The sequence below is a fragment of the Nostoc sp. genome, assembly GCF_036917975.1.
GTDB lineage: Bacteria > Cyanobacteriota > Cyanobacteriia > Cyanobacteriales > Nostocaceae > Nostoc.
This window is the reverse complement of the sequence record NZ_JBALEJ010000043.1, coordinates 85514-104095: the sequence shown is the minus strand read 5'-3', so window position 1 is coordinate 104095 and position 18582 is coordinate 85514. Positions and strand designations below refer to the sequence as shown.

At 41.1% G+C, this 18582-nt stretch carries 13 protein-coding genes and 1 pseudogene; 7 read left to right on the top strand and 7 right to left on the bottom strand.

All coding sequences use genetic code 11. The annotated features are described in order from the left end of the window. Positions 1-122: 122 nt before the first annotated feature. Positions 123-449: pseudogene (locus V7K76_RS19255) on the top strand (zinc ribbon domain-containing protein); the annotation flags it as partial. A gap of 545 nt (positions 450-994) precedes the next feature. On the opposite strand, the gene V7K76_RS19250 reads toward V7K76_RS19255, so the two are convergent. The 3 genes from V7K76_RS19250 to V7K76_RS19240 form a co-directional block, all read right to left on the bottom strand. Beyond that, entirely contained in the window at positions 995-1945 is a 951-nt protein-coding gene (locus V7K76_RS19250; protein ID WP_334777718.1) for an AAA family ATPase, read from the bottom strand. A 69-nt stretch (positions 1946-2014) separates the two neighbouring features. Then, on the bottom strand, positions 2015-3100 hold the full coding sequence (locus V7K76_RS19245) for a DUF4350 domain-containing protein (protein ID WP_334777719.1): 1086 nt from the start codon (positions 3098-3100) through the stop codon (positions 2015-2017). A gap of 81 nt (positions 3101-3181) precedes the next feature. After that, complete coding sequence (locus V7K76_RS19240; RefSeq protein ID WP_334777720.1) at positions 3182-5293, bottom strand: O-linked N-acetylglucosamine transferase, SPINDLY family protein; 2112 nt, start codon at positions 5291-5293, stop codon at positions 3182-3184. A 355-nt stretch (positions 5294-5648) separates the two neighbouring features. Here V7K76_RS19240 and V7K76_RS19235 point away from each other — a divergent pair, with 355 nt between their 5' ends. The 3 genes from V7K76_RS19235 to V7K76_RS19225 all read left to right on the top strand — a co-directional run bounded on the left by V7K76_RS19235 (position 5649) and on the right by V7K76_RS19225 (position 8983). After that, the gene (locus V7K76_RS19235; RefSeq protein ID WP_334777721.1) at positions 5649-6140 is read left to right on the top strand and encodes a VOC family protein; all 492 of its coding nucleotides are present in this window, start codon (positions 5649-5651) and stop codon (positions 6138-6140) included. 31 nt (positions 6141-6171) lie between these two features. Further along, positions 6172-7053 carry a ribosome biogenesis GTPase YlqF gene (gene ylqF / locus V7K76_RS19230; RefSeq protein WP_334777722.1) on the top strand — a complete coding sequence of 294 codons (882 nt, stop codon included), beginning with the start codon at positions 6172-6174 and terminating at the stop codon, positions 7051-7053. 277 nt (positions 7054-7330) lie between these two features. Beyond that, the gene (locus V7K76_RS19225) at positions 7331-8983 is read left to right on the top strand and encodes an adenylate/guanylate cyclase domain-containing protein (RefSeq protein WP_334777723.1); all 1653 of its coding nucleotides are present in this window, start codon (positions 7331-7333) and stop codon (positions 8981-8983) included. A 160-nt stretch (positions 8984-9143) separates the two neighbouring features. Here V7K76_RS19225 and V7K76_RS19220 read toward each other — a convergent pair whose 3' ends face one another. Beyond that, a complete protein-coding gene (locus V7K76_RS19220; RefSeq protein WP_334777724.1) occupies positions 9144-9773 on the bottom strand; it encodes a Uma2 family endonuclease in 630 nt (209 codons plus the stop codon). Positions 9774-10000: 227 nt separating this feature from the next. Between V7K76_RS19220 and V7K76_RS19215 the strand changes: the two genes are divergently transcribed. Beyond that, positions 10001-11368: an NAD-dependent succinate-semialdehyde dehydrogenase gene (locus tag V7K76_RS19215; RefSeq protein ID WP_334777791.1), complete on the top strand. Its 1368-nt coding sequence runs from the start codon at positions 10001-10003 to the stop codon at positions 11366-11368. A 100-nt stretch (positions 11369-11468) separates the two neighbouring features. Then, positions 11469-13112, top strand: coding sequence for an acetolactate synthase large subunit (locus V7K76_RS19210; RefSeq protein ID WP_334777792.1), 1644 nt, complete (start codon positions 11469-11471; stop codon positions 13110-13112). A 323-nt stretch (positions 13113-13435) separates the two neighbouring features. Here the strand turns inward: V7K76_RS19210 and V7K76_RS19205 are convergent, their stop codons facing one another. Beyond that, complete coding sequence (locus V7K76_RS19205) at positions 13436-14467, bottom strand: acyltransferase family protein (RefSeq protein ID WP_334777725.1); 1032 nt, start codon at positions 14465-14467, stop codon at positions 13436-13438. Positions 14468-14822: 355 nt separating this feature from the next. Continuing rightward, positions 14823-15137, bottom strand: a complete 315-nt coding sequence (locus V7K76_RS19200; RefSeq protein WP_334777726.1) for a hypothetical protein — start codon at positions 15135-15137, stop codon at positions 14823-14825. 365 nt (positions 15138-15502) lie between these two features. Here V7K76_RS19200 and V7K76_RS19195 point away from each other — a divergent pair, with 365 nt between their 5' ends. After that, the gene (locus tag V7K76_RS19195) at positions 15503-16585 is read left to right on the top strand and encodes a class I fructose-bisphosphate aldolase (protein WP_334777727.1); all 1083 of its coding nucleotides are present in this window, start codon (positions 15503-15505) and stop codon (positions 16583-16585) included. Positions 16586-16675: 90 nt separating this feature from the next. Here V7K76_RS19195 and V7K76_RS19190 read toward each other — a convergent pair whose 3' ends face one another. Further along, positions 16676-18136, bottom strand: a complete 1461-nt coding sequence (locus V7K76_RS19190; RefSeq protein WP_334777728.1) for an inorganic phosphate transporter — start codon at positions 18134-18136, stop codon at positions 16676-16678. Between the last annotated feature and the right edge of the window lie 446 nt (positions 18137-18582).

The following is an 18582-nucleotide window of genomic DNA, read 5'->3' as shown; positions in this document are numbered from 1 at the left end:
TACGTTTTTAGCTGAAACAGCAAGAAGCCTCACATCTCACCCGAAGGGGAGTGTGAGATGAATTGCGCGTGAGTTGACGACAGTTCTCTGACTGATATTGAGCGTAAGCGAAATTAAGGAAGAAGACAGAGATGGAAGGGAAAATATATCAGGAAGTTGATAGATTTTTCCCCAGTTCAAAAACCTGTCATGTGTGCCTGAATCAAGTCGGTAGTTTACCGCTAGATGTAAGATTCTGGACTTGTGAGCATTGCAAAACGAAGCATGATAGGGATGTGAACGCAAGCATTAACCTCAGAGATGAGGGACTACGGATTTTGACCTCTGGAACGGGGGATAAAGCCTGTTGTCCAGATGTAAGTCGGAGTAAGGGAGGACGCAAGAAATCCACTACTGCGCTTTCTGTTGGACAGGAAGCCTACACTGTACCGTCAGGTCAGTGTAGGTAGTTCACGACTAGAAATGTCAACAAACAGGGAGTAGGGAACAGGGAGTAGGGAGTAGGGGGGAGAACCCCATAAATGAAACCAATTCGCAATGGGCTTCGCCCCGCTACGCTAACGCAATTCGCAATTGAATCAAGACAGACACAACGGGAAGAGGGGTTTCTACCTACCTTGGGATACAAGGAATGTTTCGCGCCACTTGCGGGCGAGGTTTTAAACCTTCACTTTTTTCATAAAATACCTGACAGTCCCGGTTTTTTGTTAACAAACTCCGTGGGTTTAAGTCCCCCGGTTCAATAACCGGCAAGTTTTGGGTCGGGGTCTAAATCCCCGGACGCGACTCGAAAATACTCGCTTGCCGCCGGCGCTATCGCAGACTCGCTTTGCGCGTCGCTTTCACAAAACTTACTTGCGACTTGCGACTTGCGACTTGCGACTTGTTTTAACGATCGCTTGACTTTTAAGACAGTCGCTACGTCTACGTCTAATTTAAACTTGCCACCCCACAATATTGGATAATTTATGTCTTGAAGTTCCCAAATAGTTTTTTACCTTGGAACTGGTACTTGATTAATTACCGAGGCAATTACTGCATCAATTTGTAAACCATCCAGCATTGCTTCTGGTTTCAAAATCAGGCGATGACGTAGTAGTGGCAATGCAACTGCTTTAACATCATCTGGTGTGACAAAATCTCTTCCAGCTAACCATGCTAGGGCTTGAGATGTCTGCAACCAAGCACCGGCGGCGCGAGGTGATGCGCCTAAAGTTAAATCAGGATATTGACGCGATGTTCTCACCAACGCCAACAAATAATCAACGATCGCTTCTGATACTTTAACTTCTTTGACTGCTTGTCGTGCTTCCAAAATGTCAGCGATTGTTGCAATTGGTTTTAAACGGCTAATATCCAAACGCCTTGCTGCAAAACCCGCCTGACGATTGAGTAACATTTGTTTCTCAGCAGCTTGGTCGGGGTAATCTACCACCAGCTTAAATAAAAATCTGTCCAACTGCGCTTCTGGTAAGGGATAAGTGCCCTCAAATTCGAGAGGATTTTGGGTTGCAATCACCCAAAATAAATCTGGTAATGGCAAACTTTCACCATCCAGCGTTACCTGCATCTCTTCCATTGCTTCTAGTAGCGCCGCTTGTGTCTTGGGAGGAGTACGATTGATTTCGTCTGCTAGCAGCACTTCAGTAAATATTGGCCCTTTTTTCAAAGTGAAATTGCGGCTATTCAAATCAAAAATATTTGTACCAGTAATATCTGAAGGTAAAACATCTGGTGTTAATTGAATCCGGCGAAACTCACCTTGAATTAACTGCGCCAACACTTTTACTAGGAGGGTTTTACCAGTTCCCGGTACTCCTTCTAAAATTACGTGTCCACCTGCTAGCAGTGCTACTAAAAGTTGTTGTATTAGGCTAGATTGTCCAACAATTACTTGATTAAGACTTTGACCAAGGCGAAATAAGATTGGATGGGTTTCGCTCATATTTTTATTGATAAATAACTAACGAAAATATATTATGCTTAATTCCAAAAATTAATTACGAATTACGAATTACGAATTACGAATTAATCTAATGGTTCGCCATTTCCCCAACCAGCTTAACAGGTCTTGTTCACTGATGGGTTGTTTGCGAGATTGTAACTTTAAAACTGCATCTAGTTCTGCTGCACTTACACCTGTTTTTTCGATCCAAAAATTGATCAAGGCTTCACGTTCTAAAAGTATTTGCCCTAATCCCAAGGCTTTTTGGAGTTGTAGTTGTTCTTGTTTACCCACCATTTCTACAACAAAGTCGGTGGTATCAGCTTTCTGTAAGACTCCAGCTAAAGCTTGGATATATGCCTCGCTGTTATCTATAACTGGTATATCTAAAGCTACTGGCTTACCAAAACGGCGATTTTGCGCCCAAATTAGCACTAATAGCAAGATACCTACCTGTACCAATATTGGTAATAAAGGAGTTTTAGCAAAAAAGCTAGATAAATCTCCTTCATTTTCTTTCTTCCTGACATCGGCATCTTTGTAACCGTGGATGTATTCATCGACAAGGATTGTATGATTTTTTTCATTCACTAGACTAGCTAGATACTTGAAATTACTTAAATTATCTTGGTAGGCGTTGGCGGCTAAATAAGGAGTGGTAGAAAAAATCACTTTTCCCTGTTTGTAATTTTCTTTCCAGACAACAGCACCAAAGCGATCGCCTAAATCAATTTGCTTGGAGTTAGCTTTTTTATTTCGTCTACGTGTATCAATTTTGATATTACCTTGGGAAGATTTCTGCATAGTGCTAAACTCCGCTTCAGTAACCCGCGCCCCCGCACCCAAAATTACCAAAGTATTTCCTTTTTCTACCCATTCACGCTCTTGAATACCCAGCATCGTCTCCCCGCCTACCTGGAGGAGGGTAATTGGGCTATTTTCTGGCTGAATATCACTAAAAGGCTTTTGCCAGCGTTTAATAGAAACTCCCTGCTGTTGCATAAAAGCATACCAAGCACCATAGCCATCAGGGGCGCGGTTATAAGTAGAACCAGCATTAAGTTTAGTATTATTGGGAGCCGCGAACAAACTAAGTATAACTATCGCAAATAGTGCGATCGCTCCGATCCAAGCAAGGCGATTTGGACGTTTCATTCAATTCGACTTTCATTGCCTTTGAATATTACTAGTGCTAATACTTACTTATTTTTCAGATAAAGTCAAAATATACTTGCTTTAGTTTTTCAAAGCGATCGCCTGCTTAATGAATGCTTCTAAATTTTGGGTAGCAGTGGGATTGTCAAACAGAACGTTGCTTGAGAGTTTTAGGGCTTCACGAACTGAGTATCGCCAATTAATATCTACGGCTAATCGCACTGCAATCTGAATATATTGCGAGGCATCATCTGCAATTGTCTGTGTTACACCGATAGCTTGCAAGAAACCATAAGAATGACGCCCCCGCATAAACTCACCAGGACAAGTGACAATCGGTAAATGACAAGCGATCGCATCCAGTGTTGTATTACCACCTGCCCAGTCGAAGGTATCTAAGTAAATATCTGCCAAAGAAAGCAAGTCAAAGTAATCATCACGCGGTAGAACGGGAGAGAATACACAATAGTCAAGACTATCTAACCCTACAGCCGCGAATGCCTGTTTCAGACGTTCTGGAGAAATCCCAGAACGCAGGAACATAAACTGAGCATTGGGAACTTGACAGGCAATTTCTGCATAAATGTAATCGTACTGCGGTAGATATTTATAGGCAGCTTGACTAGAGATGTAGACGATCGCATCTTCTCGTAATCCAAAAAATAATCGGTTGCGGCGAACTGAGTCCACTTTGATAGTAGGATAGGAAATCCCAACACCAGGCAAACGTACAAGGCTTTCGGTATAGTGATATTGGCCATTCAGAGGCTCCATCAGTTCGCTAGATAAAAAATAGTCAATGGTGGGTAGTCCAGAAGTAACCGGTTGCCCCCAAGCCATACATTGAATCGGTGCTAAACGGAGTCCAGCAATACATAGTGTTGTGGCATCCATGCCTAATTCTGGAAAAATTAACACATCAAGGCGATCGTCAATAACTTGTTGACAAACCTGTTCTAAATTATTTGGCAAATGATAAAACTTTTTACTATAAGACTGAAATAATTGAGTAGCAGTATCAATTTGATGCCCTATGTGATACGAATAAATTTCAAATTTTTGATTATCTGCATATTTCAGCCAGTTTAAAAATAAAACTGTTCCACTCCAGCTACATAAAAAATAGGAAAGATAGCCAATTTTAATTCTTTGATTGTTGCTAATAGAAGAAGTCGGATGCCTCTGACTCCATTGCGGATAATTTGCCGCCATAATTTGGTTAACTAGCCGTCCATACTGCTGCTGTAACACCAGATCATTTTTTGCCTGATATGCAAGAAAAAAGTTTGTATGATGGCTGATTCCTATTAAAGCTTTTTTTTGCTCATCGGGGCTATTGATTGTTATTTCTTGAATTAGTTTTTCTAGCCCATGCTGAAACCATGCCCGATAGATATCAATTTCTTGAGGAGTATGATAAGTTTCTGGGAGCATAAGATAGCTCAATATTTTAAATACGTAGTTTTCAGGAAACTTTTGCGTAACCTTTTGAGCGAAGTTACGAGCTTCCAGATAGTTTTGGCTTTGCTTTAGACGAATAATCAGCCAGTAATAGAGTTCTTCTGCTTGAGGGCAATTGGTAATACCATTTTGCAATGTTTTGATAGCTGCTTGCATCTGGCCAGTTTTATACAAAACATTACTTAGCTTGAGATAATAGTTAATCTGGTGCGGACAACTGGATAAATACTTGCTGTAATATGGGATAGCGTTTTCAGGAGATTCACTGTCTGCGAAATAGTCACCCCATCTGTGCCAAGACTCTAACCGAGCCGCTTCATAAATAGTTTGCTGTTCAATTTCTGACAATTCACATCTGGGAACTTGGGCGATTTCTTGCTGCTGGATAATGTAGCGATCTTCGTTATTAATTGGGATACGAAAGTTAATTAATGATTTAATAATAGACCATTCTTGGGTGGTTAACTGACCTGTAAACCCTACATTCAATTCTTCAGAGATAGCCTCTTCTAAACTAAGTTTTAGAACTGTTTCAAAAAGTAATGAGTTAGCATTATCTTGTAATTCATCAGATAAACTTTGACTATCAATTAGCAGTGTTATATCTTGTCTAGCTGGATGTGTGGAAAGAGTTCTGAGAACATTCATCAAGTCTTCTGCGATCGCAGTTTCTAAATTAGACCAATCAGGAAAAATAATAAAATTAATATCTCTTAATTCATTAATTAACATAGCGTTGCAATTACTAATGACAACTTGCCTTGCGTATAGGCACTACTATATATGTTTTTACAGGGATGTCATCAGTAATACCAGAACAAAAATATCCCTGACTTCTTTAATAAGTGAGGGGTCTGAAGCTCTAGGTATTTGCAAATCAAATAGAATTGCCAAAGCTATTTAATTGCACATAATATCACTCAAATTGCACAAGCGATCGCTCCGATCCAAGCAAGGCGGTTTGAACGTTTCATTTTTGACTTTCATTATAATCACTTCCTTTAGTGACCACTAGTGTTAATACTTACTTATTTCTTAGGCAAAGTCAAAAATATAATTAAAAAAGTTTAAAGGGCGATAGGTAAATATGGTTTTACAGTACACTAACGCATTTGTCACCATAGCATCAGTTAATTGGGAAAATTTAGTAAATTTCTATACTAAATTGTTGGAGCAAAAGCCAGTTCTTTTAACACCGAATGTCTATGCTGAGTTTAATTTGGTTGGTATGCGATTAGGTATTTTTCAACCAAAGAACACAAACGAATCTGAATTTGAAACGATGTCTAACGACAACCCTTTCGGGTTTGAAAGTGACACTCTCGGAATCGCTAATGCTGCGTTAACAACGGGAACTGCCAAAACTACGACCCCTGCACCACTTTATTTCTACACCAAAAGTAAGATAAGTTTGTGTTTAGAGGTGAGCAACTTAGAAGATGCGATCGCTCACCTAACATCTTTGGGCTATCCTCCACCAGGAGAAATTTCCATTGCTTCCCACGGCAAAGAAATTTATGCCTATGACCCTGATGGTAATCGTCTGATTTTACATCAAGCCATAGTGAATGATAATTGATAAGTAATAATAATTTATTTGGTAATTGATTATGGCTATAACTCAAAACTATAGATTAAACCTGATTCAATGGTATCCAGGTCACATTGCGAAAGCCGAAAGGAAGCTCAAAGAACAGCTGAAGCGCGTAGATGTAGTATTTGAGGTACGAGATGCCCGGATTCCCTTAGCGACTCACCATCCCCAAATAGGGGAATGGGTGGAAGGTAAAACACGGGTGCTGATACTTAACCGAGTAGATATGATTACGCCACAAATGCGATCGCTATGGATCGATTGGTTTAAACGTCAAGGAGAAGTCCCTTATTTTACCAACGCTCAACATGGTAAAGGTATAGCAGAAGTAGCACGGGCAGCACAAGCCGCTGGGGTAGAACTCAATCAAAGAAGAAGCGATCGCGGGATGTTACCCCGTCCGGTGCGGGCTGTGGTGATTGGTTTTCCTAATGTCGGTAAATCAGCTTTAATTAACCGCCTGTTGGGAAAGCGAGTAGTGGAAAGTGCAGCCCGTCCTGGGGTAACTCGTCAACTACGCTGGGTGCGAATTTCCGAACATTTGGAATTGCTAGATGCTCCTGGTGTCATTCCTCTAAGATTAGAAGACCAAGACGCAGCATTAAAATTAGCTATTTGTGATGATATCGGTGAAGCATCTTACGATAACCAGCTAGTAGCAGCAGCCCTAGTGGATTTACTTAACTATTTGGAAGCTGTAGCCGCAGATTTATTACCAAAAAAACCATTAGAGTCTCGTTACCAACTTGATTCAACATCAGACACCGGAGATACGTATTTACACGCATTAGCGGAGCATCGTTACAAAGGTGATATAGAGCGGGCTGCAAGGCAACTTTTAACAGATTTCCGCAAAGGGTTGTTGGGTGAAATTAGTTTAGAATTACCACCTAACTAGATTACAAGCATTCTCAGCCCATTTTTGAGTAGTAGGTGAGTAGCGTTCCAAAAATCTGGGTGATAGTAGATCAAAACTATTTGATGTGCTACTTTTTCAGGTGATGTCACAGATGCGATCGCTCGATCACAAGAGCATTATTTAATGTAATATCTGTCACATGCAGTTGTCGGAATGCATTTAACAGTGTCATAAAGCAAAGGTGAAGGTTAACCTGTAGGGTATAACTTAACCTTAGAGTTGCTTGACCTCTAGCTTCGATGGATCTATCACACCCATGACTGAACTCACACTACGCCTACAAGAGGGAGATAACGAGACAACGATCGCAGTTGACCAAAATGTATTTACAATTGGTCGTTTGCCGGAATGTAACTTGTACTTACCTTTTGCTGGAGTATCCCGCAACCATGCTCGCCTGGTGAAAACAGCTGATGGTGTGTGGACTATTGAGGATACGGGCAGCAAAAACGGAACGCAAGTCAATAAATATCTTGTTAACTATCCTCAAGAGTTACATCACGGCGATATCATTTGGCTGGGCAATGTTAGCCTGGTGGTACTGCTCACCAGCCCTGTTTCTCAACCGACACCTGGGTATCCCGGAATTTCTGACATTAATGAACAAAGAACAATTCTTCACAATGTCGAACAACTACAACAGCAATGGATTGCAGCTGATAGCAAGGATGGCAACATCAGCAATAAGGACAAAACCATTGCCCGTCTCAAAGATTTAGTAGACATAGCGAAAAATCTCTGTGCAGCAGCGTCTATAGAAGAAATTTTTTCTCAAGTACAGCAAGTAGTTTTTCGTTACCTTGATAGTATCGATCGCTTGGCATTATTAATTGATGTCAATGGTTGCGGCCAGTTGGAATTAGTGAATGCTGCTACTAGAAATATTTTTCAACAGAAAAATCTCCCTGCTGATGGCAGTTGGATTAGTCGTAGTATCTGTCAAAAGGTATTTGAGGAAAAAGTCGTCATTCAAACTGGTGATACTCATCAGGATGAACGGTTTGCTAGCGAACAGAGTATTTTAGTCAAAGGCATTCGCAGCGCGATGGCTGTGCCTTTATGGGATGAAAATAAAGTTGTAGGCGTACTATATGCCGATGCCAACTTTTCTTCTTACCATTGGGCTAATGAAGGCGAAGAAGAATTAAGCTTTTTTTCAGCTTTAGCAAACCTTGTGGCTTCTAGTGTGCAGCGTTGGCTATTAGTAGAGAAACTCAAAACTGAAGAGATGATTCGTCACCGACTAGAACGTTATCATTCTCCAGCAGTTGTACAGCAGTTAATCTCTGTAGGTGGATTACCAGGTGGCCGTTTAGCACCAGCCGAGAGCGAAATCAGTATTTTGTTCGCGGATTTAGTTGGCTTTACGGCAATTTCTGAAAGGTTAACACCAACTGCGATCGCTCAACTATTAAATAATTTATTTGAAGAAATGCTAAAAGAAGTGTTTACTTGTGGCGGCACTTTAGATAAATACATTGGCGATTGTATTATGGCATTTTTTGGCGCTCCAGAACCGCAACTAGATCATGCCGATCGCGCTGTTACCGCTGCCAAAGGAATGCTTACTCGCCTGGAACATCTTAATGCCAATGGTTTTTGGCACGAACCCCTGCAATTACGCATTGCAATTAATAGCGGTAAAGCTGTGGTGGGAGATGTCGGTAGTTCCCAAAGGGTAGATTATACGGCATTAGGCGCGACGATTAACCTTGCTGCTCGGATGGAGGCAGTTTGTCCTCCTAGTGAATGCGTGATTAGTGAAGCCACCCATAAAATGCTTTCAGAACCCTCAGATTTCCAAGAAATGGGAGATTATCGTTTCAAAGGAATTGAGCGACTAGTTAAGGTTTATCAGACAAAATTGCAACCAGTGCCAACTATCATTGCTCCAATTATTAATCTTTAGGGATTGGGCTTTGAGGTCTAGATTCTGTAATCCATCTAGTGACATACTCCTATAAAGATGAATTACGAACTTGTACTGAGCGTGGCCGTAAAGCCTGCGGCATAGCTACGCTTCGGGCGCAGCCTCTCGTAGAGAAGTATTACGAATTACGAATTACGAATTACGAATTACCGACTGTGCCAGCGCGAAAAATTTGCTCTGCTGTCAAATCTAACTCTGGAAAAGTTGGCGACTGAATACGGTCATCTCCTCGAAATTTACTAACGCGATACTCACCTTCTTCTAAACAGCAAATTAAAATAGTCGGTTGTTTGGGTTTGCCAATAAATTCTCTACCGCCCAATGCACCATAATCAACAATCCAGTATTCAGGAATTCCCATTTCTTCATAGTCAGCGTATTTTTTTAGATAATCATCACGCCAGTTTGTACTTACCACCTCAATTACTAAAGGAATTGATGCTGCTTGAGTAACAGTTGATGCTTTTTTCCACAGAGATTCATTAACTAAATTAGGCTGATTTAGTATCAGGACATCTGGGGAATAAGCAGATTCGTTCTCAACTGGTTTGACAAATACTGTTTTGGGGATGAAATAAGGAAGATTTAAGCGACTATATTCTAAAGTGATTTTTGTAGCTAAAAATCCAATCACCTCTTCATGGTCGCCTGTAGGTGGTGGCATCTCAATTATTACTCCATCATATAGTTCGTAACGTTGTCCTGTGTTATCTGGATATTTAGCAACGAATTCATCGAATGTAACTACTTTACCTAAAACTTGAGTCATGGCTTGATTCCTCAATTGTGCAAATTATAGCAACTTCACTTGGATTTAATTCATCAATATTAATACCTGTCGATTGGTATATTTTAATTCAATGAAAGTTGAAAAATTGTCATATTGGGCAGCTAATTTTTGGCTAAAAGACTAGAATTTGGATGGTAGCTTTCTCAATTTATATGTATAACATTAGGAAGCCAACTTCAAGCTATTTTTTAATGGGAGGTCAGGTAATGGCGATCGCCACCATTAATCCCGCCACTGGGGAGACGCTTAAAACCTTTGAGGCGCTCAATGACACAGAAATTGTCGCTAAACTCGATTTAGCTAATCAGACTTTTGAACAGTATCGTCAGACTAGTTTTTTGACGCGATCGCAATGGTTAGAAAAAGCAGCCGACATTTTAGAGCAAGACAAAGCAGAATTTGCTAAGTTAATGACTCTAGAAATGGGTAAGCCATTTAAAGCTGCGATCGCAGAAGTTGAAAAATGCGCCGCCGTCTGTCGCTACTATGCCGAACACGCGCCTAGTTTTCTAGCTGATGTCAGTGTAAAAACTGATGCCAGTCAGAGTTTTGTACGTTATCAACCAATGGGTGCGATTCTCGCGGTGATGCCGTGGAATTTCCCCTTTTGGCAAGTTTTTCGTTTTGCCGCACCCGCACTAATGGCGGGGAATGTCGGCTTACTCAAACATGCTTCCAATGTGCCGCAGTGTGCCTTAGCAATAGAAGATATTATCCGACGGGCAGGTTTTCCTGGAGGTGCGTTTCAAACTCTATTAATCGGCGCTGCCAAAGTCGCCGATTTAATGGCTGATGACCGCGTAAAAGCCGCTACCTTGACAGGAAGCGAACCAGCAGGTATATCCCTCGCCGTCGCCGCCGGCAAACAAATTAAAAAAACCGTTTTGGAATTGGGAGGAAGTGACCCATTTATCGTGTTAGAAAGTGCTGACTTAGAGACAGCAGTTGTCACAGCAACTACAGCGCGGATGTTAAATAACGGGCAATCATGTATTGCAGCGAAACGTTTTATTGTCGCAGATGCGATCGCAGACAAATTTGAAAAATTGCTTTTAGAAAAATTTCAGGCGCTAAAAGTAGGCGATCCTATGGAACCAGATACCGATTTAGGCCCACTGGCAACACCTGGTATCCTCCAGGATTTAGATAAACAAGTGCAAGACGCCATCAGCAACGGTGGTAAAGTCCTCACCGGTGGACACCCTTTATCAGATCGTCCTGGAAACTTTTATCCGCCAACGATTATCATAGATATCCCGCCTGATACACCAATCGCCAAAGAAGAATTCTTTGGCCCGGTAGCCTTGTTATTCCGGGTTCCAGATATTGATGCTGCCATTAAACTCGCTAATGACTCACCCTTTGGCTTAGGTGCAAGTGCTTGGACAACCAACAATCAAGAGAGCGATCGCTTGGTTGAGGAAATTGAAGCCGGTGCCGTGTTTATCAACAGTATGGTCAAATCCGATCCTCGGTTGCCCTTTGGTGGCATCAAGCGTTCTGGATATGGCAGAGAATTGAGTATCCAGGGTATACATGAGTTTGTCAATGTGAAAACAGTCTGGGTTAAATGATTAGTCATTGGTCATTGGTCATTAGTCATTAGTCAAAGGACAAATGACCAATGACAAAGAACAAAAGTCTTATTCGTTAATAGAGTTGTCGGCAAGAAAAATGAATACAGCAGAATTATTGGTGCAGTGCCTAGAAAATGAAGGAGTGCAATATATTTTTGGACTCCCTGGTGAAGAAAACCTGCACGTTTTGGAAGCCTTAAAACATTCTTCGATTAAATTTATTACGACTCGTCATGAACAGGGTGCAGCATTCATGGCGGATGTCTACGGACGCTTAACCGGAAAAGCCGGAGTGTGTCTTTCTACTCTTGGCCCTGGGGCAACCAACTTGATGACTGGGGTAGCAGATGCTAACCTCGATGGTGCGCCCTTAGTGGCGATTACCGGTCAAGTGGGAACAGATAGAATGCATATTGAATCCCATCAATATTTAGATTTGGTGGCAATGTTTGCACCTGTTACCAAGTGGAATAAGCAGATTGTGCGACCGAGTATTACACCCGAAGTAGTACGGAAAGCATTCAAGCGATCGCAATCCGAAAAACCTGGTGCAGTTCACATCGATTTACCAGAAAACATTGCTGCCATGCCTGTAGAAGGCAAACCTTTACGTAAGGATAATAGCGAAAAAACTTATGCCTCTTTTGCTAGCATTCGGGCAGCCGCCGCCGCAATTTGCCAAGCAGTTAACCCATTAATCTTAGTCGGAAATGGAGCAATTCGCGCTCATGCAAGTGATGCCGTTACGCAATTTGCCACCTTGCTGAATATACCTGTTGCCAATACCTTCATGGGTAAAGGCGTGATTCCCTACACACATCAACTAGCTTTGTGGTCAGTAGGATTACAGCAAAGAGACTTCATTACCTGTGCCTTTGACAACACAGATTTAGTAATTGCGATCGGCTATGATTTGATTGAGTTTTCCCCCAAGAAATGGAATCGTAATGGTGAAATTCCCATTGTGCATATTGGGGTAAGTCCAGCAGAAATTGATAGTAGTTATATTCCCAACGCCGAAGTTGTGGGAGATATTTCAGATTCACTTAATGAAATTTTAAAATTAGCAGACCGACATGGCAAACCCGATCCTTTTGCTATTAGCTTAAGGTCAGAGATTCGGGCTGATTACGAACAGTACGCCCATGATGACGGATTTCCTATCAAGCCACAAAAGTTAATTTATGACTTACGACAAGTGATGGGCCCAGATGATATCGTCATCTCTGATGTTGGCGCACATAAAATGTGGATGGCGCGTCATTATCATTGCCATAGCCCTAATACTTGCATAATTTCCAACGGCTTCGCGGCTATGGGTATTGCCATTCCTGGTGCTTTAGCAGCAAAACTCGTTCATCCTAACCGCAAAGTCGTTGCTGTCACAGGTGATGGCGGCTTTATGATGAATTCTCAGGAATTAGAAACAGCCTTACGTGTTGGTACGCCCTTTGTCACCATAATTTTCAATGATGGCGGCTATGGGTTAATTGAGTGGAAGCAAGAAAATCAATTTGGCAAAGGAAACTCATCTTTTGTGCATTTTAGCAATCCTGATTTTGTCAAATTTGCTGAAAGCATGGGTTTAAAAGGCTACCGAGTTGAATCGGCTTTAGATTTGATTCCCACTTTGAAAGAAGCCCTCGCTCAAGATGTACCCGCCGTGATAGATTGTCCCGTAGATTATCGGGAGAATCACCGCTTTAGTCAAAAAGCCGGCGAGTTGAGTTGTGGGGTGTAAAAAGTTAGGAGTTAAAAGTTAGGAGTTAGGAGTTAGGAGTTAGGAGTTAGGAGTTATTTATTCCTAACTCTTTTTTAACCGAGTACCGTGGGTTTAAATCCCCCGGTTCAATAACCGGCAAGTTTTGGGTCGGGGTCTAAATCCCCGTCACAAAACTTAATTACGAATTACGAATTACGAATTACGAATTATTTAATTTCTATTCCTTCACTTGTGAAAGTTTCAGACAAAATTTGTGTCGAGATGCGTAGCAAGAGACACAAGGTGTTGAAGATCAATCCCAGATTTAAAAGCGTGGGTTACTTCTGGCTTCTGAATCAAAACTATCCCCTGGAAAACGCTGCCACCGCCGATAAAAAGCGCAACCGAAAAATATTGATTCCTAAAACTGAGAGGAGTGACAGGCTAGTTAAAACTAGAAATACCAGTGGCGACCACTTCAGAGCATAAATAATATTCTGAAAGTAGTAATAACAAAAGAAAGAATGGACTAGCCAAAGAGGAAAAGAATATTGACCTAAATATGAAAATACTTGAGACAGCTTAAGTATGCTTATTACCCCAACAGAAGCGTATATAAAAAAAGGTACGAGTAAAAATTCATAATTTGCTTTTAATATAGGATATATCAAAAAACACAGTGAGAGAATTAAAACAATAACCCACGTTCTAGATCGATCGAGTTTTTCAATGATTTTACTCTCAAAAAAATTTATTTTTGCACACAACATTCCCAATGCAAATGATATTTGCCAAAAACAAAAGTTTATATTAATAATTATATTAATATAATTATCTAGCCATGAATGATAAGAAAAAACTAACAAGCTGATAGATGCAATCAAGATAGGATTTTTTTCTGTGAGCTTGATATAAATAGGAGAGAGGATAAGTATTGCTATAAACAAACGAACAAACCACCATTCTTGATTATATCTTGAACTCAAACCAAGAAAACCTTTTAATAATATATGTGGCTCTGCTAAATAACGGATTTCATCTGAATTCCAAAGCGTGACATTTTTAAAGAAAATTATTCCGATTGGTACAAAAATTATAAAATATAGCCAATAAGTCAGATAGAAATCCTTGAGCTTCTTCAATGCGTAAATTATAGATGATGTCTGTGCTTTAACATAACCCAGAAACATCCCATATCCAGATAAAAATAGAAATATATAAACACATATACTACCAAAATCCCCTAGAGCCACTTCTGCATTGAATAATGGAAAAATTGGAAAGTAAGTATTGCCATTGATCAGACGATTTTTAAAAAAGAATAAATGATGAACAAACATCAAACAAATTGCTACACCTTTAGCAATATTTGTCTTTTCTTTTGTAAATTTCATAAATCTTTTATTTAATTTGCACAAGTATTGTAACCGTTTAGGGTACAGTGCAACACTCTAATATTAATAAATCTATAGGAATCCGGTTTGATTCCTGAATTTAGTTGCTTAGACAGGGGACAGGGAATAGAGAACAGGAAAGAATGGATAGATCCGTACTGAGTCTTGTTCAAAAATCAAATAGGAGTCCTATAAGTTTTTGTAGGGTGCGTTAGCCCTTGGTGTAACGCTTATTCACTATGATGATCCCTTTGAAACTGCTGTACCTATAGAGGATTGGGAAGTCTTGCAATGACATATTAACAAACAGTTTGTGATTGCGATCGCACCAAAGTAAATTAACTGTAGATATTTACTACTTGCGCTGACGTAATTGCTCTACTATATAATCTTCTAGTTCTTGTTTTTCTCTGTTACTAGCATTTCGCTGATAAGTTCTTCCGGTTTCTTGAATAAACCTACGTTTCTCGCTTGGAGAAGATTTGAGTTTACCTCCAGTTGCTTGTAGCTTTTGCTGTAATTCTTCCCAAGTCTTTTCACCCACACTTTCACCTAGTTTGACCAGTGCCTTTGGGAGTAATATTTTTGCCTCTCTTTGAAAATCTTCTTCTGTCTCAAGAGAAGCTAAATCTATATTGCTGAAGTCGATCTCGATTTGAAAGTTACTCATATAATTACATTTATTTTGTTCAAAATTATTACCACAATCGGGGAAAGATGGGTTTTCAATTGTCAGCTATAAGCCGAAGATAGTAGAATTGTACTGTTTGATATTGGTAACTGAACTTTAAAACCTCAATTCCGAAAGTTTATTGAATACTTCCGGTAGTATAGCCTTACTTAATTATCCACAACAAGATTCTCGACTTATTGAAACAAGTGGGAAATCTCAGCCTTTTGATTTTCATTTATAAAAGAAGATTGCTATATATTCAAAAAGAATACACATAATTAATGACCATACAACCAGGTTAGCAGTATTAAAAATGCTATCTTAAAAGCAAGGTCATTTGCTCAATTTTTGAGGATAATACCATGACTACAACGCTCAAAGAGGCTAATTCTATTGAGTCATTGCTAGGTAAAGAGGCAGAAGACCTGCTTACCCACAAAGCAAAAGTTTCTCGTGATTTAATACATTTGCCGGGGCCAGACTTTGTAGATCGAATCTGGCTTAACAGCGATCGCAATCCTCAAGTATTGCGTAATCTCCAGTTACTTTATTCTACTGGCCGTCTGGCAAACACAGGCTATCTCTCGATTCTACCAGTAGACCAAGGGATTGAACACTCAGCTGGTGCGTCTTTTGCGCCCAATCCAATTTACTTCGACCCAGAAAATATTGTCAAGCTTGCGATCGCCGCAGGTTGCAATGCCGTCGCTACTACGTTGGGGACATTAGGTATAGTTTCGCGCAAATATGCCCACAAGATCCCCTTTATTACCAAAATCAATCACAACGAATTGCTGACTTTCCCCAATCAATTTGACCAGGTGTTGTTTGCTGATGTCGAACAAGCTTGGAATTTAGGGGCGGCGGCCGTAGGTGCGACAATTTACTTTGGTTCAGAGCAGTCTACCAGACAGATTCACGAAATTAGCCAAGCTTTTAAACGCGCCCATGAACTCGGTTTGGTGACTATTCTCTGGTGTTATCTGCGTAATAATGCTTTTAAACAAGATAAAGATTACGACCTTGCGGCTGACCTCACCGGACAGGCAAATCATTTGGGTGTAACAATTGAAGCCGACATCATTAAACAAAAGTTACCCGAAAATAACAATGGTTACGGTGCAGTTGCCAAAGCTACTGGTAAGAGTTACGGCAAAACCGATGAGCGGGTTTACACAGAATTGACAACCGATCATCCAATTGATTTAACTCGTTACCAAGTACTGAATTGCTACTCTGGGCGTGTAGGGTTGATTAATTCTGGTGGTGCGACTGGGAAAAATGACTTCGCGGAAGCCGTTCGGACTGCTGTAATTAACAAACGCGCTGGTGGTTCAGGATTAATTTCTGGGCGAAAAACCTTCCAACGTCCCTTTGAGGAAGGTGTGAAGCTATTTCACGCCATTCAAGATGTTTATTTGTCGCCAGATGTGACGATAGCTTAGGGAGTGGGCAGCAGGAACTCAAAAGGTAAAAGGCAAAAGATTCTTTTTACTTTTGCCTTTTTACTTTTTACTTTTCAATGCCCCATTATCCTACTTCAAACCCAGAATATTCAAGACTATATACAAGCCCCCTGCGTATGTAGCAGAACCAAGCAGTACACAAACTGGCAGTGTCAGTACCCAGGCTAGCAGAATATTTCTCAAGGTGTCCGCTTGCAAACCAGAATGATTTGCCGCCATTGTACCCGCTACACCAGATGACAGGACGTGAGTGGTGCTGACTGGTAGACCGAAGTAATCCGCAGCACCAATAGTTGTCATAGCGACTAACTCGGCGGAAGCTCCTTGAGCGTAGGTAAGGTGGTCTTTACCAATCTTTTCACCCACTGTCACCACGATGCGCTTCCAACCAATCATTGTGCCAAGACCCAGGGCAATAGCAACGGCAAATTTTACCCAATTGGGAATAAATTTGGTTACTTTATCCAACTGGCTCTTATAGCTGGTAAGCAGCTCTTCTTGTTTGGGATTGGTTAATTTTTTCTGCTTGTCCAACTTTCCAATTGTTCCAGCTACTAGATACATATCGGTTCTTAATGAGCCAAGTTCATCTTTGGAAAGCTGCTTGAAACTAGTCTTACCAGTAAGCTTATCTCCAATTACACGACTCTCGGCAGCAAGAGCGGCGAATGTTTTGTCGTTGGCTTCGGCGGTTGGTTTGAGGAAGTTGGAAAGCTCATCTGTGATATTTTGGCCGTTTGAGAATGTCCCAGGTGCTTGTTGTTGCAGCACTTGAATCACAGAGTTGGATGTTGCGGACAACTGAGCGATCGCAGCTGTATCAGTATCCATATTCAGTGCAAACATACCTGGTATGATACCCACCAAGATCAGCATGATCAAACCCATACCTTTTTGACCATCATTTGAACCGTGGGCGAAGCTCACACCAGTACACGTCAAGATTAACAAAGCACGTATCCAAGGTGGCGGTGGTTTATTCCCCTCTGGCGCACGGTACAACTCTGGTCGGTTGATAAGTCTCTTCGCCAGGAGTAACAGCAGTGCAGCACAGGTGAATCCCACAATTGGCGAAACCAATAGAGATGTGAAAACTTCCTGCGCCTTTGACCAATTCACGCCCTCGCCAAAGACATGACCTGAAGATAATACTGAATTTGCTAAACCAACACCCATGATCGAGCCAATCAGGGTATGTGAACTGGATGCAGGTAAGCCTAAGTACCAAGTTCCCAAGTTCCACATGATCGCCGAAATCAAAAGTGCAAAGACCATTGCAAACCCTGCACTTGAGCCAACATTAAGTACCAACTCAACGGGAAGCAGGGCAATAATGCCAAAAGCAACGGCTCCAGTTGATGTCAGCACACCAATTAGGTTCCAACAGCCTGACCAAACAACGGCGATATTTGGCTTCAGGGTTTGAGTGTAAATGACCGTAGCAACTGCATTTGCAGTATCATGAAAACCGTTGACAAACTCGAAGGCGAGTGCAAGACCCAGCGCCAAAGCGAGAAATAAGTATTCCATTTAGCACTCCTAGTAAAAGACAAGAATGCAGCCTGACAAAAATAATTTGTGTTGCAAAAACTATTAAAACAAGTCGCAAGTCGCAAGTCGCAAGTAAGTTTTGTGACGGGGATTTAGACCCCGACCCAAGACTTGCCGGTTATTGAACCGGGGGACTTAAACCCACGGAGTTTGTTAAAACTGGGAAAGCAACCTGGGGTTATTGCAATTCAGTGAGCTATACAAAAATTTATGGTTATAAATACAACCTTTTCCTGAACAGATTCTCTGATTGCATCTGCATATCTCGAAATAAAAATGGGTTCTAATTAGAATGGCACTAAGTTAAGATACAGCCCTTGCCATGACTGGTTCCTAGCCTGGAGGCTAGGAACCCATTCTGGGAGGCTCTGCCTCCTCTTTCTTGACCAGAGGCGGAGCCTCTCGGAATACGTTCCCAGCCTGGA